Source organism: Streptomyces sp. AC1-42W (assembly GCF_003248355.1).
GTDB lineage: Bacteria > Actinomycetota > Actinomycetes > Streptomycetales > Streptomycetaceae > Streptomyces.
The window spans coordinates 985527-1003186 of record NZ_QKWY01000001.1; the positions used below are offsets into that span (position 1 = coordinate 985527).

Below are 17660 nucleotides of genomic sequence, written 5' to 3' on the forward strand. Positions count from 1 at the left end.
GCTGACAATCGGACGGCCCCTCCGGGGCGCGAACAGCGCCGAAAGCACGGACACCTATCCTGGAGAGGTCGGACAGCGCGGTCCGCACCCTGCTTTCCGGGGTGGCGTCGGCATCCGCCGACCGCGGTCCCCGGACCCCGTGCACAACCACTGCAAGGAGCCGCACACTGTGAGCAGTGCCGACCAGACCCCCGCCGCCAGCCCCGAGCTGCGCGCCGACATCCGCCGCCTGGGCGACCTCCTGGGCGAAACCCTGGTACGCCAGGAAGGGCCGGAACTCCTCGACCTCGTCGAACGCGTCCGCGCCCTGACCCGCACCGACGGCGAAGCCGCCGCCCAGCTCCTCGGGGACACCGACCTGGAGACCGCCGCCAAGCTCGTCCGCGCCTTCTCCACCTACTTCCACCTCGCCAACGTCACCGAGCAGGTCCACCGCGCCCACGAGATGCGCGACCGCCGCGGCGCCGAGGGCGGCCTCCTCGCCCGCACCGCCGACCGGCTCAAGGACGCCGACCCCGAGCACCTGCGCGCCACCGTCAAGAACCTCAACGTGCGCCCCGTCTTCACCGCGCACCCCACCGAGGCCGCCCGGCGCTCCGTCCTCAACAAGCTCCGCCGCGTCGCCGCCCTCCTCGACACCCCCGTCGTCGAGGCCGACCGCCGCCGCCAGGACCTCCGGCTCGCCGAGAACATCGACCTCATCTGGCAGACCGACGAACTGCGCGTCGTCCGCCCGGAGCCCACCGACGAGGCCCGCAACGCCATCTACTACCTCGACGAACTGCACGCCGACGCCGTCGGCGACGTCCTGGAGGACCTGGCCGCCGAACTGGAGCGCGTCGGCGTCGAACTGCCCGCAGGCACCCGCCCCCTCACCTTCGGCACCTGGATCGGCGGCGACCGCGACGGCAACCCCAACGTGACCCCCAAGGTCACCTGGGACGTCCTCATCCTCCAGCACGAGCACGGCATCACCGACGCCCTCGAACTCATCGACCAACTGCGCGGACTGCTCTCCAACTCCATCCGCTACACCGGCGCCACCGACGAACTCCTCGCCTCCCTCAAGGCCGACCTCGACCTCCTCCCCGAGATCAGCCCCCGCTACAAGCGGCTCAACGCCGAAGAGCCCTACCGGCTCAAGGCCACCTGCATCCGCCAGAAGCTCGTCAACACCCGCGAACGCCTCGCCAGCGGCCGCCCGCACCGCCCCGGCTGCGACTACCTCGGCACCGCCGAACTCGTCAACGACCTGACCCTCATCCAGGACTCGCTGCGCCGCTACAAGGCCGGCATCGTCGCCGACGGCCGCATGGCCCGCACCATCCGCACACTCGCCGCCTTCGGCCTCCAGCTCGCCACCATGGACGTCCGCGAACACGCCGACGCCCACCACCACGCCCTCGGCCAGCTCTTCGACCGACTCGGCGAGGAATCCTGGCGCTACGCCGACATGCCCCGCGACTACCGGCAGAAGCTCCTCGCCAAGGAACTCCGCTCCCGCCGCCCCCTCGCCCCCACCCCGGCCCCGCTCGACGCCGCAGGCGAGAAGACCCTCGGCGTCTTCCACACCATCAAGGAAGCCTTCGAACGCTTCGGCCCCGAGGTCATCGAGTCCTACATCATCTCCATGTGCCAGGGCGCCGACGACGTCTTCGCCGCCGCCGTCCTCGCCCGCGAGGCCGGCCTCGTCGACCTCCACGCCGGCTGGGCCCGGATCGGCATCGTGCCGCTCCTGGAGACCACCGACGAACTGCGCGCCGCCGACGTCATCCTCGACGAAATGCTCGCCGACCCCTCCTACCGCCGCCTCGTCTCCCTGCGCGGCGACGTCCAGGAGGTCATGCTCGGCTACTCCGACTCCTCCAAGTTCGGCGGCATCACCACCTCCCAGTGGGAGATCCACCGCGCCCAGCGCCGCCTGCGCGACGTCGCCCACCGCTACGGCGTCCGGCTGCGCCTCTTCCACGGCCGCGGCGGCACCGTCGGCCGCGGCGGCGGCCCCTCGCACGACGCGATCCTCGCCCAGCCCTGGGGCACCCTGGAGGGCGAGATCAAGGTCACCGAACAGGGCGAGGTCATCTCCGACAAGTACCTCATCCCCGCCCTCGCCCGCGAAAACCTCGAACTGACCGTCGCCGCCACCCTGCAGGCATCCGCCCTGCACACCGCACCCCGCCAGTCCGACGAGGCCCTCGCCCGCTGGGACGCCGCGATGGACACCGTCTCCGACGCCGCCCACGCCGCCTACCGCAAGCTCGTCGAGGACCCGGACCTGCCGTCCTACTTCCTCGCCTCCACCCCCGTCGAACAGCTCGGCAACCTGCACCTCGGCTCGCGGCCCTCCCGCCGCCCCGGCTCCGGCGTCTCCCTCGACGGACTGCGCGCCATCCCGTGGGTCTTCGGCTGGACCCAGTCCCGCCAGATCGTCCCCGGCTGGTACGGCGTCGGCTCCGGCCTCAAGGCCCTGCGCGAAGCCGGCCTCGACACGGTCCTGGAAGAGATGCACGACCAGTGGCACTTCTTCCGCAACTTCATCTCCAACGTCGAGATGACCCTCGCCAAGACCGACCTGCGCATCGCCCGCCACTACGTGGACACCCTCGTCCCCGACGAGCTGAAGCACGTCTTCGACGCCATCGAGGCCGAACACGCCCTCACCGTGCAGGAAGTCCTGCGCGTCACCGGCGGCGACAAGCTGCTCGACACCCACCCGGTGCTCCAGCAGACCTTCGCCATCCGCGACGCCTACCTGGACCCGATCTCCTACCTCCAGGTCTCCCTGCTCGCCCGCCAGCGCCAGGCCGCCGAACGCGGCGAGGAGGAGGACCCGCTGCTCGCCCGCGCCCTGCTGCTCACCGTCAACGGCGTGGCCGCGGGCCTGCGCAACACCGGCTGAGCCGGCCCCGCACACACGGACGGGGCGCGGGGGAATCCCCCCGCGCCCCGTCCCGCTCCACCGGCACGGACCCGGTCAGGAGTTGTACGCGGACTGCGCGCGCTCCAGCCCCTCCGCCAGCAGGCACTCCACCGCGTCCGCCGCCCGGTCCACCTCCAGCGCCAGCTCCTTGCGCTCCATGGAGGAGAAGTCCTTCAGCACGAAGTCCGCCACCTGCATCCGCCCCGGCGGCCGGCCGATCCCGAACCGCACCCGGTGATAGTCCGGACCCATCGCCTTCGTCATCGACTTCAGCCCGTTGTGCCCGTTGTCGCCGCCGCCCAGCTTCAGCCGCAGCGTCCCGTAGTCGATGTCCAGCTCGTCGTGGACCGCCACCACATGGTCCAGCGGCACCTTGTAGAAGTCCCGCAGCGCCGCGACCGGGCCGCCGGACAGGTTCATGTACGACATCGGCTTGGCGACCACCACCCGCCGGCTCAGCGGCCCCGGCGGACCGATCCGCCCCTCCAGGACCTGCGCCTGGGCCTTCGGGGCGCGCTTGAACTTCCCGCCGATCCGCTCGGCGAGCAGGTCGGCGACCATGAAGCCGACGTTGTGCCGGTTCGCCGCGTACTCGGGGCCGGGGTTGCCCAGCCCCACGATCAGCCAGGGGTCGGTGGCTTCGGACATCGCGTGCGGTCTCCTCGTTCGTACACGTTGTGCCCCCGTACGGCGGGCGCGGACAGGAAGACGGGGCGGCGGCTCCCCGGTGAAGGGAGACCACCGCCCCGTCAGTCAAGCAGGTACGGCGAGGGCTCAGGCCTCCTCGCCGGCCTCCTCGGCCGGGGCCTCCTCGACCTGCGCGGCGACGACCTGCAGCACGATGGCGTTCGGGTCGCCCTCGGCCAGCACCGAGCCGGCCGGCAGCGGGATGTCCTTGGCGAGGATGGACGCACCGGCGTCCAGGCCCTTCACGGAGACCGTGACGGACTCGGGGATGTTGGTGGCCTCGGCCTCGACGAGCAGCGTGTTCATCACGTACTCGAGCAGGTTGCCGCCCGGCGCCAGGTCGCCCTCGACGTGCACCGCGATCTCGACGTTGACCTTCTCGCCGCGCTTCACGGTGAGCAGGTCGACGTGCTCGATGTCGCCCTTGAGCGGGTTGCGCTGGACGGCCTTCGGGATGACCAGCGCGTCCTTGCCGTCGATCTCCAGACCGATCAGCACGTTGGCGGTACGGAGCGCGAGCAGCAGCTCGTGGCCCGGCAGGGTGATGTGGACCGGCTCGGCGCCGTGGCCGTAGACGACCGCGGGAACCTGGTGGGCACGGCGCGCGCGGCGGGCGGCACCCTTACCGAACTCGGTACGGACCTGGGCACTCAGCTTGATCTCGGCCATGGTGGCACTCCTCGTGAGGTGACGGAAGAACGGACGGTCACCCGGCCAAAACTGGCCTGCTACGAAGAGCGCGCCGATAACGGAGCCCCGTACACAGGTACGGCCTCCCTCGCCGAGCAACTCGTCGAGTCTACCCGGCGGAGAGGCCGCACCCCAAAGTGGATCAACGGCGGCGGTGGCCGCCGCCCGGTCCTACTGCTCCTCGAACAGGCTGGTGACCGAGCCGTCCTCGAAGACCTCGCGCACCGCGCGGGCGATCGTCGGGGCGATCGACAGGACCTTGATCTTGTCGAGCTCCAGCTCATTCGGGGTCGGCAGGGTATCCGTGAACACGAACTCGCTGACCTTCGAGTTCTTGAGGCGGTCCGCCGCCGGACCGGACAGCACGCCGTGCGTCGCCGTCACCATCACGTCCTCCGCGCCGTGCGCGAACAGGGCGTCGGCCGCGGCGCAGATGGTGCCGCCGGTGTCGATCATGTCGTCGACCAGGACACAGACCCGGCCCTTCACATTGCCGACGACCTCGTGGACGGTCACCTGGTTGGCGACATCCTTGTCACGGCGCTTGTGCACGATCGCCAGCGGGGCGTCGAGCCGGTCGCACCAGCGGTCCGCGACGCGCACGCGGCCGGCGTCCGGGGAGACGATCGTCAGCTTGGAGCGGTCCACCTTGGCACCCACGTAATCCGCCAGGATCGGCAGCGCGAAGAGGTGGTCCACCGGGCCGTCGAAGAAACCCTGGATCTGGTCGGTGTGCAGATCGACGGTGAGGATGCGGTCCGCGCCCGCCGTCTTCATCAGGTCCGCGACCATCCGGGCCGAGATCGGCTCGCGACCGCGGTGCTTCTTGTCCTGGCGGGCGTAGCCGTAGAACGGCACGATCACCGTGATCGAACGGGCCGACGCGCGCTTGAGCGCGTCGAGCATGATCAGCTGCTCCATGATCCACTTGTTGATCGGAGCCGTGTGGCTCTGGATCAGGAAGCAGTCCGCGCCGCGCGCCGACTCCTGGAAGCGGACGTAGATCTCACCGTTGGCGAAATCGAAGGCCTTCGTCGGCACGAGGCCGACACCCAGCTGGTGCGCGACCTCCTCGGCCAGCTCGGGGTGGGCGCGGCCGGAGAAGAGCATCAGTTTCTTCTCGCCGGTCGTCTTGATCCCGGTCACAGCACAGTCTCCTCAGACGTGTTCCTGGCGCCGCACACAGATGTCCCGAAGTGCAACGAGCCAGCCGAAATGGGGTGAGCATCTATCACGGTACGCCGTGCGCGGCGCACCTGTTTCCGGTCAGCTTTCGCCGGTCGGCTTCTCCGCCGCCGCCTGGGCCGCCTGCGCGGCGGCGCTTCCGGGACGCTTGCGCGCCACCCAACCCTCGATATTCCTTTGCTGGCCCCGTGCCACGGCCAGCGAACCGGACGGTACGTCCTTCGTGATGACCGACCCGGCGGCGGTGTAGACACCGTCTCCGACCGTGACAGGCGCCACAAACATATTGTCCGACCCGGTGCGGCAGTGCGACCCGATCGTCGTGTGGTGCTTGGCCACACCGTCGTAGTTCACGAAGACGCTCGCGGCGCCGATGTTGGTGTGGTCGCCGATGGTGGCGTCGCCCACGTACGACAGGTGCGGGACCTTGGTGCCCTCGCCGATCGTCGCGTTCTTCATCTCGACGTAGGTGCCGGCCTTCGCCTTCGGGCCGAGCGTGGTGCCGGGCCGCAGATACGCGTACGGGCCCACCAGCGCGCCCGGACCGACCTCGGCGCCGTCCGCCACGGTGTTGTCCACCCGCGCGCCCGCGTGCACGACGGTGTCCGTCAGCCGCGAGTTCGGGCCGACCTCGGCGTCCTCCGCGAGGTGCGTGCTGCCCAGCAGCTGGGTGCCCGGGTGCACGATCGCGTCGCGCTCGTACGTCACGGTGACGTCGATCAGCGTGGACGCCGGGTCGACGACGGTCACCCCGGCCGTCATCGCGCGCTCCAGCAGCCGCTGGTTCAGCAGCCGGCGGGCCTCCGCCAGCTGCACCCGGTTGTTGATGCCCAGGATCTCGCGGTGGTCGCCCGCCACCGAAGCGCCCACCCGGTGCCCGGCCTCGCGCAGGATGGACAGCACGTCGGTGAGGTACTCCTCGCCCTGGCTGTTGTCCGTGCGCACCTGGCCCAGCGCCGTCGCGAGCAGCTTCCCGTCGAACGCGAACACCCCGGAGTTGATCTCCCGCACGGCCCGCTGCTCGTCGCTCGCGTCCTTGTGCTCCACGATCGCGGTGACCGCGCCACTGGCCGCGTCGCGCACGATGCGCCCGTAGCCGGTGGCGTCGGGGACCTCGGCGCTGAGCACGGTGACCGCGTTGCCGTCGGCGGTGTGCGTCGCGGCGAGCGCCGCCAGCGTCTCGCCGGACAGCAGCGGGGTGTCCCCGCACACCACGACCACGGTGCCCTCGACCGCACCGCCCAGCTCGTCGAGCGCGACCCGCACCGCGTTCCCGGTGCCCTTGCGCTCGGCCTGGTAGGCGGTGCGCACCTGCGCGTCGGCCTCGGCGAGGTGGGTGGTGACCTGCTCGTGCGCGTGGCCCACCACCACGACGAGGTGCTGGGGGTCCAGCTCACGGGATGCGGCGACGACATGACCGACGAGCGAGCGCCCGGAGATCTGGTGCAGGACCTTGGGTGTCTTCGACTTCATGCGGGTGCCCTCACCCGCTGCGAGGACGACGACGGCTGCCGGGCGTACGGAGCTCACGGATATGCCCTTCGGCTTCGGGTGGTGGACACCCGCAGGATACCGGGGGGCGTCCGCCCGGACATGGGCAAGGGCCCCGACCGAAATGGTCGGGGCCCGCACGAAAGAGCTCCCCTACCAGGACTTGAACCTGGAACAAGTTATCCAAAGTAACCCGTGTTGCCGATTACACCATAGGGGATGGCGTACGCCGCAAACCGGACAAAAGGTCAGCCGGCGGAGGGCGTGGCATCTACTATGCCGTACCACCAGCCCTCAATGCGACGGTACAGCGCGGCGCTCTTGTTCACGCGCACCACGAGGCAACCGCGGTACAACTCGCCGGTGTTCTTGCGCGTGGTGGTGGGATTGTGCTTCTTGAGCGAGGTTTTTCCGAACGAGCCGGACGGGCCGACTTCCTCTCTCCAGAACCGCTCGGCGCCAGGCACATCGGCCGACTCGTGAATGTGTACGTGGAACCGCAGGTGCTCGGACGGCACCTTCAGCAGGCGGAGCCAGGCCAGGAAGACGCGGATCATGTGCGGATCGCTGTTGATGAAGGTCACTCGCTCCTGGCGTCGGTGGGGTTTGGCCTTGGTGCCTTCCGCCCAGTAGAGCCCGACGCCGAGCACGAACAGCTCCCGCTCGGTCATCGTTCCGATCTCGGCAACCGCGTCGCGCTTGGTCCGCTGCCGCTCCGCCTCGCGCCGCTCAAGGGTGGCTTCCCATCCCCGCCTGGCGATGGCGGAGGCTTCCGCGGGTGAGCGCCTCGGCGGCTTCGGCAGGTCTCGTACCCATAGCGAGATCGAACTCTTCGAGCATCCCAGCTCCAGCTGGATCTGGTCGTACGTCTTCCCTTCCAGCCGCAGCTCGCGGGCCTTCGCTCTCAGGTCGTCCTTGGCGCGCGGGCGTTTGGTCCACTCCGGCGCGGGCTCGCCCTCCAGTAGGCGGTTGAGGATGTCGTTGTTGTCGACGTGCAGCCGGTCCCGGATCTGGCGGCGGCTCAGGCCCTCCCGGCGCAGCGCTACCGCCTGTTCGCGCAGGCCCTCGAAGTCCGCGTACTTGCTCGTGGTTTCCGTCATGCGCCAAGCGTTGTCCGGAATCCGGACGTCCGGGTCGAATGGGCGGTCGATTCGTTATTTCGGGCGGTTGTTCCCCAATCGGCCTTCGGTCGAACGTGCGACGTGCTGTGCGGGTGCTCCTTAAATGGGATGCGGGCGCCCGTAGGCTGGATGCCATGACCGCAACGGGGGCAGACCGGGAAGCGGCGGGTTCGACCACCCGTGGCTACTGGTGGTGGGAACGGCGACGGAGTGTCGCGCTCGACGGGGGACTGGCGCTGGTCTCGGCGCTGGAATGCGGGCTCGAAGGGGTGGCGTTCGCGGGGGACGCGGGGCTGCCCGTGCCCCTGGGGGTGGTGTTCGGGCTGCTCGCCGGGGCCGTGCTGCTGGTGCGGCGGCGGTGGCCGATCGCGGTGGTGCTGGTCTCGATCGCGACGACCCCCGCCGAGATGGGCTTCCTGATGGGCCTGGTGGGGCTCTACACGCTGGCCGCGTCCGAGGTGCCCCGGCGGATCACCGCCGTGCTGATGAGCATGTCCCTGGTGGGGACGTTCATCGTGACCTACGTGCGGCTGCGCCAGGGCGTCGACGAGAACGCCGACTTCGGGCCCGGCGACTGGTACGTGCCGATGCTGTCCCTCTTCATGGCCGTCGGGCTGACCGCCCCGCCCGTGCTGTTCGGCCTGTACATAGGGGCCAGGCGCCGGCTGATGGAGAGCCTGCGGGAGCGGGCCGACTCGCTGGAGCGGGAGCTGTCGCTGCTCGCCGACCGGGCCGAGGAGCGCGCGGAGTGGGCCCGCACCGAGGAGCGCACCCGGATCGCCCGCGAGATGCACGACGTGGTGGCCCACCGGGTGAGCCTGATGGTGGTGCACGCGGCGGCGCTCCAGGCGGTGGCGCCCAAGGACCCCGCCAAGGCCGTGCGCAACGCGGCGCTGGTCGGTGACATGGGCCGCCAGGCGCTCACCGAGCTGCGCGAGATGCTGGGCGTGCTGCGGACCGGTGACCCGATGATGACCCGTGTGGACAAGGTGCCGCTGGCCGCGGTCGGCCGGGCGGCGCAGGCGGCGGCGGAGGACGGGCCGCGCCTGGACGAGGTGGAGGCGCTGGTCGGGCAGTCGCGGGCGGCCGGGATGACCGTGGAGCTGTCGGTGGAGGGCGACGTGCGGGCGTACGCGCCCGAGGTCGAGCAGACGGCGTACCGGGTGGTGCAGGAGGCCCTCACCAACGTCCACAAGCACGCGGCCGGCGCGAGGACGTGGGTGCGGCTGGCGCACCGGGACGCCGAGGTCGCGATGCAGGTGGAGAACGGCCCGTCCGACGCGGCGACGGCGGACGCGGGGCTGCCCAGTGGGGGCAACGGCCTGGTCGGCATGCGTGAACGCGTGCTGGGCCTGGGCGGTGTGTTCGTCTCGGGTCCCACGGACAGGGGCGGTTTCCGCGTTTCGGCGGTTCTGCCGGACGAGGGCACCGGCGCCGACGGCGCCGCAGCGGCGTCCGCTTAGGGCAGGGGCTAGCCCGAGACCAGCCGCTCCGGCTGGAGCCCCGTGACCAGCGTCGCGAGGGCCGTGTCGATGTCCCGGCCCAGATACCAGTCGCCGGTGTGGTCGATGGAGTACACCCGCCCGGTCAGATCGATCGCCAGGACCGCCTGGCCCTCCCCCTCCTCGCCGAGCGGCGCCACCTCCGTGTCCAGCGCCCGGCCCAGGTCGCCGAGGGTGCGGGCCAGGTGCAGCCCGCTGAGCGGGTCGATGCGGACGGCCGGCGGCGCGATCTGGCGGCCGGGCGCGGTGGCGGTGACGCGCAGCCCGCCGAACTCGGCCCATGCCTCGACGGCGGCCGGGAAGACGGCGTGCCGGTGCCCGGCCGGTGAGGCGTACGAGCGCAGCGCGTCGGCCCACTCCTCGGCCTGGCGGATGTCCCAGCGGCCGGGCTGCCAGCCGGCGGCGCGCAGGGCGGTGTCCACGGCGGCCGGGAAGCGGGGGGCGGCCGGCCGCTCGGGGCCGGACTGCGCGGGCAGGTCGGTGCGGTCGTGCATGGGCGCGGTCAGCCCTTCTCTGCGGTGGTGGCCGCGCCGGGTGTGGTGATGTCCACGGGGCGGACGCCGAAGTGGGCCAGCATCACGGCGCAGGAGCGGCAGGGTGCCGCGTAGCTGCCGTGCAGCGGGTCGCCGTCCTCGCGGATGCGGCGTGCGGTGAGTCGGGAGTGCTTGAGGGCGCGGCGCGCCTCGCCGTTGGTGAGGGGTTTGCGCTGGGCCCGCTTGGAGCGTCCGGCCTCGGTGGCGGTGAGGTGGCGGGAGAGCAGTATGGCTTCGGGGCAGCGGCCGGTGAACCGTTCGCGCTGCGCGCTGGGGAGGGTGTCGAGGAAGTCCTGTACGAGGTGGTGCAGGACGGGTGGCTGGTCGCCCTTGCCCGCGGTGCAGGTGAGGGTCTCGCCGCGTACGGACAGGGCGGCGGCGACGGCCGGCAGGATGCCGTCGCGGCGCTGGCCGAGCCGGGGGGCGTGGCCCTGATCGGTGCTGCTCCAGCTGAGTCGTGGGTCCCCGGTGGTGACGGTCTGTGCAGTGTGTGCGGTGTGCATGGTGCTGTGTCCCTCCCGTGCCCGCAGCGGCCGCTGCAGAATGTGCACGCCCCCGTGTATGCGGGTGACAGCCTGCCAAATGTGTCGGGTCCTGTGAAAGCTGGGTCGGTGAAACGTGGTCGCGTGTCGCGATTCGGTGGCCTTCCCGTCGCTCGTCCGTCACACCGTTGTGACGGTTGGTGACGGAAGTGGTCCGGAGGCGGCGGGGCCGGTTCCCGTGCGGGGGTCACCGCTTAGGCTGTGCCTGGACGACCCCCTGGGTCGGTCCTCATCAGCCGGACGCAGCAGGGGGCAACCGCCATGACGACAGGTCGGCTCGGGCAGGAAGCCGCGCCACCGAACGCGGCCTATGCCGGGCAGCTCGTGCACTTCCCGGACCCGGTCCGGGCCTCGCGCCACCCCAGAGGGGTGCGGATGGACGAGAACGGCTGCCCGGACTTCTCGCCGTACGCGCGGGCGGCGGCGGAGATCGCGGAGCCTCCGCAGGGTTTCGGCGTGGACGAGTTGCGGCTGACGGACTACGTGTCGGCGAACGCGGCGATGGCGGAGGCCGGTCATGAGCTGTGGGACACGATCCCGCCGGTGGCGACCCCGCACGGCTGGACCTGGCATCACGTGCCGGGCGGCCGGCGGATGGAGCTGGTCCCGGTCGAGGTGAAGGCGCTGCTGCGCCACCACGCGGGGCTGGCGTCGACCGAGGTGGACCTGGACAAGCGGGGTACGCGTCCGCTCCAGGAGACCCGGCCGGCGCACTTCCGGCTGCCCAAGGGGTCGGTCGCGGTGAGCGAGCAGCAGATCCTGGGCGTCGAGGAGGATCTCGGCTACCGGCTGCCGGGTGCGTACCGTTCGTTCCTCAAGGCGGCCGGTGGCGCGGCTCCGGTGGGTACGGCGCTGGACGCGGAGCTGGGGCTGCTGGTCGACCAGCCGTTCTTCACGGTGCGCGAGGAGGCCGCCGTGAACGACCTGGTGTACGTGAACAAGTGCCTGCGCGACCATCTGACGAAGGACTACCTCGGTGTGGCCTTCGTGCAGGGCGGCATTCTCGCGGTGAAGGTGCGGGGCGAGGGTCTGGGCTCGGTGTGGTTCTGCGCCTACGACGACGCGCGCGACCGGGACGGCTGGACGGTGCGGGAGCGGGTGGACCGGCTGCTGCTGCCGTGCGGTGAGGACTTCGACGCGTTCCTCCAGCGGCTCGCGGGCAATCCGCCGGAGCTGGAGACGGTGGCGAACCTGATGGTGGACGGCGGCTTCGCGCACGTCGTCCCGGTGGAGGGGTGAGCGCGATGGTGACCTTCGCACAGGCGCAGGAGCGCGCGGACGAGTGGGTGAACGGTGACGTTCCGGCGTACCAGCACCGCGAGGTGCGGGTCCGTGAATTCGAACTCGGATTCGTGGTGTGGGCCGAGGACCGTCCGGACGGGCCGGTGTCGGACGGTGGCCGTCAGCGGCTGGTGATCGCGCGGGACAGTGGTGAGGCGACGCTGTGGCCCGGACTGCCGGTGGGTGAGGTGATCCGCCGGTACGAGGAGGAGTACGGCTCGCAGGACGTCGAGCCGGCCGCTCCGGCGCCGCCCGAGCGGGTGGACCTGAATCAGACGTCGTTCCTGCTGAGCCCGCCGGAGTGGTTGCAGGAGGCGGCGGACAAGCTGGGTATCCCGGACCGGCGTGCCGAGCGGGACGACACCCCGCCGCCCGCCCCGGCCGCCCCGTCGTCGTTTCCGCCGCCGGCCCCGATCCCGTCGTCCCCGACGCCTTCGCAGGGCGGGTCCGTGGCGTACGAGCCGACCGCGTCGGACGGCGTGCCGGCGTCCTCGCTCCAGCCGCCCGTGGGCGCCACGCCCTGGGCCGGGACCGACACGAACACCGGCGCCGGCGCGGGCGACGCGGAGGTGGCGCTGACGGCGACCGCGTTCGCGCCGCCGCTCTCCGGCGCGGACGACGAGGAGGAGCTGCCCCCGGTCGTGCCGGCGGACGCTCCCACGGCGCTGATGCCGGGCGGCAGCCAGTTGCCGAAGACCGCGATCGCGCCGAGCCTGGGCGGCCACCCGGCGAACTCCGCCCCGCCGGTGCCGGGTCCTCCGGTGCCCGGTACGGCCGTGCCCGGACCGCCCGTTCCCGGTACCGCGGTGCCGGGCCCGCCCGTGCCCGGTGTGCCCGGTCCGCCGCCCGCGCCGGGGGTTCCCGGCCGGCACACCCCGCCGCCCGGTGGCGCGGGGGACATCGCCGACGCCGCGACGAGCAAGGCGGCCGTCCCGCCGCGCTCCCCGCGGGGCGGGACGCCTCCGCCGCCCGGTGCCCCCGGTGTTCCGGGTGTCCGGCCGGGTGCCCCGGTGCCGCCGCCGCCCTCGGGGCCGGGTGCGCCCGGCGCCCCGGCGGGCGGCTATGTGCCGACGCAGCTCGTCTCGCAGCTGGGCCCGCCCGGTGCCCCGCAGCCGCCCGGTCCGCCGACGCCGCCGCCCGGTGGCGGGGTGCACCAGGCCGCCACGATGTTCGCCGACCCCCACGCGGCCGGCCCGCACGCCCCGCAGCCGCCCGGCCCGCCCGGTGCCCCCGGCGCGCCCGCCGGGCAGCAGCCGCCGCCCCCGCCGCCGGGTGCGACGCCGCCGCCCGGTCCCGGCGGGGTGCACCATGCGGCGACGATGCTCGCCGGTCCGGGCCAGGTCGGTCCGGGCGCGCCGCAGCCGCCCGGCCCGCCGATGGGCGTACCGGGGCAGGCTCCGCCGCCGGCGTATGGCTATCCGCAGGCGCCCCCCGGTCAGCCGACCGTGGGTCCGGGCTACCAGGCGGTGCTGCGCTTCCGGGCGCCGGACGGCAGTGAGCAGCAGCTGATCCGCCGCTCGGCGCCGGGCACCCCGCACCCGGAGTGGCAGATGCTGCACGAGCTGCGGGCGATGAACGTTCCGCCGCAGCAGGTGATCGAGCTGCACACGGAGCTGGAGTCCTGCGAGCTGCCCGGCGGCTACTGCGCCCGGATGATCCGGGAGACCTGGCCGCAGGTGCGGATCACCTCCGTCGCCCCGTACGGCACGGATCACGCCAGCCGGCAGCAGGGCATGCAGCATCTGCTCACGCATCAGGGCGAGTTGCACCAGGTGGCGGACGGTCCCGCGCGGCCGGCGCCGGTGCGCGCGCCGCTGCCGCAGATGCAGCCGGCGCCGCCGGTTCCGCCGGAGGCGCTGGCGGAGGAGATGCTGCAGACCTTCGGTCCGCAGGGTGTGCTCCGCTTCGACCAGCGGGCGGTGTCCCGTCAGGGCGTGCCGGAGATCGTGGCGCGGACGCTGGTGTGGGCGGGGCTGCCCGCCGGCTTCGGGCCGTTCTTCTGGGCGCAGCCGGGTCAGCCGGTGGTGCCGACGCTGGCGGAGCTGGCCGCGCAGCGGCAGGTGCGGCCGGCTTCGGACGCCGGGTCGTACCTGGTGATGGGTTCGGACTTCGGCCGGGCGATCTGCGTCCAGTACGGGACCGCGCACATCGTGGCGGTGCCGGTGGAGTCGGGTCCGGGCGGTGCGCCGGTGCCGCCGCAGTTCGTGAACACGGGGCTGCCGGAGTTCGTGCGCTGCATGGCGCTGCTGGGCCGGATGTGGCGGCTGCGGTACGGGCTGAACCCGGAGCAGGCGGGCCGCTGGACGGTGGATTTCCAGGCGCAGCTGGTGGCGCTGGACGCGGCGGCGCTGGCGTCGCCGGAGAGCTGGTGGTCGGTGCTGCTGGAACAGATGTGGGACGGGCTGATCTGACCGTTCCGTACGCGAGGCGTGGTGCCCGGACCCCTGTGAGGGGCCGGGCACCACGCCTTTCGCCGGGTGTGATGCCGGTCGCTTCCGTCCGGAAAGCGCCGCATCGATTCCGACTTCCCCACCAATTGCCGCATCCTTGACGTATCGCTCGCCGCGCGGGCGTCGGATTCGGGATGATCGGAAAGAGGCGTCAGGGATGAGTTCTGCACCGGGGTCCGCGTACGGGTTCGTCGGTGTACGGGGGCGTGGCTACCGGCCGGAGCAGGTGGACCGCGCGGTCGCGGCGCTCACCGCCGAGCGGGACGAGGCCGCGGCGCGGGTGGCCGCGCTCACGGAGCGGACGGAGCTGCTGGCGGCGGAGTCCGCCCGGCTGGACGAGGTCGTGGCGCGGCTGGAGCCCCAGGACTACGCGTCGCTGGGGGAGCGGGCGCAGCGGATTCTCGCGCTGGCCGCCGAGGAGGCGGGGGCGCTCGTGGCGGCCGCGCGCGAGGAGGCGCAGGCCCTGGGGGACGAGGCGGACGCGGCGGCGCCGGCCCTGCGGGACGCGGCGCGGGCGGACGCGGACGCGGTGCGGGCGGCGGCGGTGGGCCGGGCCGACGAGGTGGTCGGGGTCGCCGGGGCGGCGGCCGGCGAGGTGCTGGAGGCGGCGCGCTCGGAGGCGGCGCGGCTGCGCGAGGAGGCCGCGTCCGCGATGGAGGCGACGCGTACCCGTACCGCGAGTGTGCTGGCGCATCAGGAGCAGGAGCACGCCGAGCGGTGGAAGGCGGCCGAGCGGGAGCTCGCGGAGGCGGAGGCGGCGCAGGCGGCCGGGCATGCCGCGCTGCTGGAGCGGGCGGAGGAGGATCTGGCGGCGGCGCGGCGGGTCCGGGCCGAGGCGGAGGAGGCCGCGCGGCACGGCCGGGAGGACGCCGAGGCGCGTGCGGCGGAGCTGCTCTCCCGTGCGCGGGTGCGCGAGGAGCGGGTGGTGCGCGAGACCGAGCGGATACTGCGGGAGCACGAGGAGGGCCGCGAGGAGGTCCAGGCGCACATGGCGCACGTGCGCAGTTCGCTCGCGGCGCTGACCGGGCGGGTGGCCCCGGCGCGGGACTGACCGGCTTTCCCCGGCGGGCTCGCGGAGGGTGCTCGGGGTGTTCTCGGGGGTTTCTCAGGGGCGGGGCCAGGGGCGTCGGGAGAGCTGTTCGATGCTGCTGTTGAAGCGTTTGAGGTAGCCGGCGAAGGCGGCGATGTCGTCGTCCGGCCAGTCGTGCATGACCCGGTCCAGGGAGCGCACGACGCGTTCGCGTTCCGCGTCCAGGAGTTGCGCGCCCTCGTGGGTGATGCGGAACTTGCGGGCCATGCCGCCGTCCGGGTCGGGGATGCGTTCGGCGAGCCCGGCGCGGGCCACGGCGGCGGTCTGCCGGTTGAGGGTGGAGGCGTCGAGGCCGAAGGCGTCGCTCAGTTCGCCGTTGGACATGGGGCCCTGGACGCGGAGCCGGCTCAGCAGGATGTAGGCGCTGCGGTCCAGGAGGGCGTACTTGTGGCGTCCGCCGCGGTGGTCGGCGAGGCTGTGGCGGCCGAGGAGCATCTGCTCGTACTCCACCTCTTCCGTGGGCCTGGGCATGTCTGCGGCCTCCTGCTTCTGCTGCGTGGGGACGGCGGTCCATTCTCGCATGCAGTGTGTACGAGACACATAATGTGTATGACGCATTGAGCATGTACGATGCACGTCGCTGTCCCGGCAGGCGGGACCACCCCTACCCCCCGAGGAGTCCCCCTTCATGGAAGCCCCCCAGCCGCAGGCCAGGACGGGCGGCGTCGTCGCCACCCTGGCCTTCGCCGGCACCGTGGCAGCGGTCATGCAGACGCTGGTCACGCCCCTCATCGCGGAACTGCCCCGGATGCTGGACACCTCGTCCTCCAACGCGGCCTGGGTCATCACCGTCACCCTGCTGGTCTCCGCGGTGTGTGTGCCGGTCTCCGGCCGGCTCGGCGACCTGCTCGGCAAGCGGCGGATGCTGCTCGCCTGCTCGGTGCCGCTGATCGTCGGCTCGGTGGTCTGCGCGCTCTCCTCCACCGTCGTCCCGATGATCGTCGGGCGCGGGCTCCAGGGCATGGGCATGGGCATGGTGCCGCTCGGCATCGCCCTGCTGCGCGACGTGGTGCCGCCGGAGAAGATGAGCTCGTCCATCGCCCTGGTCAGCGCCTCGCTCGGCATCGGCGGCGCGCTCGGCCTGCCGATCGCGTCGGCGGTCGCCCAGTACGCCAGCTGGCGCGTGCTGTTCTGGGGCTCGGCCGTGCTGGCCGCCGCCATCTGCGCGCTGATCTGGTTCCTGATCCCGGACGTCCCGGCCGGCGCCAAGGGGCAGCGCTTCGACGTGCCCGGCGCGCTCGGCCTGGCGGTCGGCCTGGTCGCCCTGCTGCTCGCCGTCTCCAAGGGCGCCGACTGGGGCTGGACCTCCACGACGACCACGGGCCTGTTCGCCGCCGCCGTCGTGGTGCTCATCGCCTGGGGCTTCTGGGAACTGCGCACCACCGACCCGCTGGTGGACCTCCGCACCACGGCCCGCCCCCGGGTGCTGATCACCAACATCGCGTCGCTGTTCGTCGGATTCGGTATGTACGCCGGGATGCTGATCGCGCCTCAGCTGCTGCAGTTCCCCGAGGCCACCGGCTACGGGCTCGGCCAGTCGATGCTCCAGGCCGGTCTGTGGATGGCCCCCGGCGGCATCATGATGATGCTGGTCTCCCCGCTGGGCGGGAAGCTCACCGACGCCCGCGGGCCCAAGTTCACCCTGATCTGCGGGGTCGCGGTCATCGCCGCCGCCTACGGCCTCGGCCTGCTGCTGATGGGCAGCGCCTGGGGCCTGATGCTGTTCCTCATGGTCAGCAGCGGCGGTGTGGGCCTGGCCTACGGGGCGATGCCGGCCCTCATCATGAGCGCCGTCCCGGCCTCCGAGACCGCCGCGGCCAACGGCTTCAACACCCTCATGCGCGCTCTGGGCACCTCGGTCGGCGCCGCCGTCATCGGCGCCGTCCTCGCCCAGCTCACCACCGAGACGGGCGGCTACACCTTCACCTCCGAGGCGGGCTTCCGCATGGGCCTGATCGTCGGCTGCGGCGTCGCCCTGATCGCGGTGGCCGTCGCCGCCTTCATCCCGGCGACCCGCGCCACCACCGCCACCCCGGACACCTCCCCGGCCCCGGCGACCCCGGAAGCGGCCCCCGCCAAGAGCTGACCCGGCCGCACCACCCACGCGACGCCCCCGCCCCGGTCCCCCGCCGGGACGGGGGCGTCGTCATGTCAGCCGTGCGGCGCAG

14 protein-coding genes are annotated in these 17660 nt (G+C 72.5%); 6 read left to right on the forward strand and 8 right to left on the reverse strand.

The genetic code is table 11. The features are described 5' to 3' along the window. Nucleotides 1–169: 169 nt before the first annotated feature. On the forward strand, nucleotides 170–2899 hold the full coding sequence (gene ppc / locus DNK56_RS04535) for a phosphoenolpyruvate carboxylase (RefSeq protein WP_111330658.1): 2730 nt from the start codon (nucleotides 170–172) through the stop codon (nucleotides 2897–2899). A gap of 75 nt (nucleotides 2900–2974) precedes the next feature. Here the strand turns inward: ppc and pth are convergent, their stop codons facing one another. From pth to DNK56_RS04565, 5 genes are all read right to left on the reverse strand, one after another. Continuing rightward, nucleotides 2975–3568 carry an aminoacyl-tRNA hydrolase gene (gene pth, locus DNK56_RS04540; protein ID WP_111330660.1) on the reverse strand — a complete coding sequence of 198 codons (594 nt, stop codon included), beginning with the start codon at nucleotides 3566–3568 and terminating at the stop codon, nucleotides 2975–2977. 126 nt (nucleotides 3569–3694) lie between these two features. After that, nucleotides 3695–4276, reverse strand: coding sequence for a 50S ribosomal protein L25/general stress protein Ctc (locus tag DNK56_RS04545; RefSeq protein ID WP_111330662.1), 582 nt, complete (start codon nucleotides 4274–4276; stop codon nucleotides 3695–3697). A 192-nt stretch (nucleotides 4277–4468) separates the two neighbouring features. Next, nucleotides 4469–5443 (reverse strand): ribose-phosphate diphosphokinase, encoded by a 975-nt coding sequence (locus DNK56_RS04550; protein ID WP_111330664.1) that lies wholly within the window; start codon nucleotides 5441–5443, stop codon nucleotides 4469–4471. Between the two features lie 120 nt (nucleotides 5444–5563). Continuing rightward, complete coding sequence (gene glmU / locus DNK56_RS04555; RefSeq protein ID WP_111330666.1) at nucleotides 5564–7012, reverse strand: bifunctional UDP-N-acetylglucosamine diphosphorylase/glucosamine-1-phosphate N-acetyltransferase GlmU; 1449 nt, start codon at nucleotides 7010–7012, stop codon at nucleotides 5564–5566. 209 nt (nucleotides 7013–7221) lie between these two features. Then, on the reverse strand, nucleotides 7222–8073 hold the full coding sequence (locus DNK56_RS04565; protein ID WP_111330668.1) for a hypothetical protein: 852 nt from the start codon (nucleotides 8071–8073) through the stop codon (nucleotides 7222–7224). A 155-nt stretch (nucleotides 8074–8228) separates the two neighbouring features. On the opposite strand from DNK56_RS04565, the gene DNK56_RS04570 reads away from it, so the two are divergent. Beyond that, nucleotides 8229–9557 (forward strand): sensor histidine kinase, encoded by a 1329-nt coding sequence (locus tag DNK56_RS04570; protein WP_111330670.1) that lies wholly within the window; start codon nucleotides 8229–8231, stop codon nucleotides 9555–9557. 8 nt (nucleotides 9558–9565) lie between these two features. Here DNK56_RS04570 and DNK56_RS04575 read toward each other — a convergent pair whose 3' ends face one another. Together DNK56_RS04575 and DNK56_RS04580 are read right to left on the reverse strand one after the other, a co-directional pair. Continuing rightward, nucleotides 9566–10090: an SUKH-3 domain-containing protein gene (locus DNK56_RS04575; protein WP_111330672.1), complete on the reverse strand. Its 525-nt coding sequence runs from the start codon at nucleotides 10088–10090 to the stop codon at nucleotides 9566–9568. Nucleotides 10091–10098: 8 nt separating this feature from the next. After that, a complete protein-coding gene (locus DNK56_RS04580; RefSeq protein ID WP_111330674.1) occupies nucleotides 10099–10632 on the reverse strand; it encodes a YwqJ-related putative deaminase in 534 nt (177 codons plus the stop codon). A gap of 300 nt (nucleotides 10633–10932) precedes the next feature. Here DNK56_RS04580 and DNK56_RS04585 point away from each other — a divergent pair, with 300 nt between their 5' ends. The 3 genes from DNK56_RS04585 (at nucleotide 10933) to DNK56_RS04595 (ending at nucleotide 15453) form a co-directional block, all read left to right on the forward strand. Continuing rightward, nucleotides 10933–11910, forward strand: a complete 978-nt coding sequence (locus tag DNK56_RS04585) for an SMI1/KNR4 family protein (RefSeq protein WP_111330676.1) — start codon at nucleotides 10933–10935, stop codon at nucleotides 11908–11910. Between the two features lie 5 nt (nucleotides 11911–11915). Further along, nucleotides 11916–14363: an SUKH-4 family immunity protein gene (locus DNK56_RS04590; RefSeq protein ID WP_111330678.1), complete on the forward strand. Its 2448-nt coding sequence runs from the start codon at nucleotides 11916–11918 to the stop codon at nucleotides 14361–14363. Nucleotides 14364–14559: 196 nt separating this feature from the next. Next, nucleotides 14560–15453, forward strand: a complete 894-nt coding sequence (locus tag DNK56_RS04595; RefSeq protein WP_241989757.1) for a cellulose-binding protein — start codon at nucleotides 14560–14562, stop codon at nucleotides 15451–15453. A gap of 54 nt (nucleotides 15454–15507) precedes the next feature. Here the strand turns inward: DNK56_RS04595 and DNK56_RS04600 are convergent, their stop codons facing one another. Continuing rightward, entirely contained in the window at nucleotides 15508–15963 is a 456-nt protein-coding gene (locus DNK56_RS04600) for a MarR family winged helix-turn-helix transcriptional regulator (protein WP_111330682.1), read from the reverse strand. A gap of 157 nt (nucleotides 15964–16120) precedes the next feature. Here DNK56_RS04600 and DNK56_RS04605 point away from each other — a divergent pair, with 157 nt between their 5' ends. Further along, nucleotides 16121–17578, forward strand: coding sequence for an MFS transporter (locus tag DNK56_RS04605; RefSeq protein ID WP_111330684.1), 1458 nt, complete (start codon nucleotides 16121–16123; stop codon nucleotides 17576–17578). The last annotated feature ends 82 nt before the right edge of the window (nucleotides 17579–17660 follow it).

Excerpts from the sequence above, each read along its gene's own strand:
- DNK56_RS04565 (WP_111330668.1), bottom strand. The coding sequence starts at position 8,073 with ATGACGGAAACCACGAGCAAGTACGCGGACTTCGAGGGCCTGCGCGAA.
- DNK56_RS04575 (WP_111330672.1), bottom strand. The coding sequence starts at position 10,090 with ATGCACGACCGCACCGACCTGCCCGCGCAGTCCGGCCCCGAGCGGCCG.
- DNK56_RS04585 (WP_111330676.1), top strand. The coding sequence starts at position 10,933 with ATGACGACAGGTCGGCTCGGGCAGGAAGCCGCGCCACCGAACGCGGCC.
- DNK56_RS04600 (WP_111330682.1), bottom strand. The coding sequence starts at position 15,963 with ATGCCCAGGCCCACGGAAGAGGTGGAGTACGAGCAGATGCTCCTCGGC.
- DNK56_RS04605 (WP_111330684.1), top strand. The coding sequence starts at position 16,121 with ATGGAAGCCCCCCAGCCGCAGGCCAGGACGGGCGGCGTCGTCGCCACC.
- DNK56_RS04590 (WP_111330678.1), top strand. The coding sequence starts at position 11,916 with ATGGTGACCTTCGCACAGGCGCAGGAGCGCGCGGACGAGTGGGTGAAC.
- DNK56_RS04570 (WP_111330670.1), top strand. The coding sequence starts at position 8,229 with ATGACCGCAACGGGGGCAGACCGGGAAGCGGCGGGTTCGACCACCCGT.
- DNK56_RS04580 (WP_111330674.1), bottom strand. The coding sequence starts at position 10,632 with ATGCACACCGCACACACTGCACAGACCGTCACCACCGGGGACCCACGA.
- DNK56_RS04595 (WP_241989757.1), top strand. The coding sequence starts at position 14,560 with ATGAGTTCTGCACCGGGGTCCGCGTACGGGTTCGTCGGTGTACGGGGG.
- pth (WP_111330660.1), bottom strand. The coding sequence starts at position 3,568 with ATGTCCGAAGCCACCGACCCCTGGCTGATCGTGGGGCTGGGCAACCCC.
- DNK56_RS04545 (WP_111330662.1), bottom strand. The coding sequence starts at position 4,276 with ATGGCCGAGATCAAGCTGAGTGCCCAGGTCCGTACCGAGTTCGGTAAG.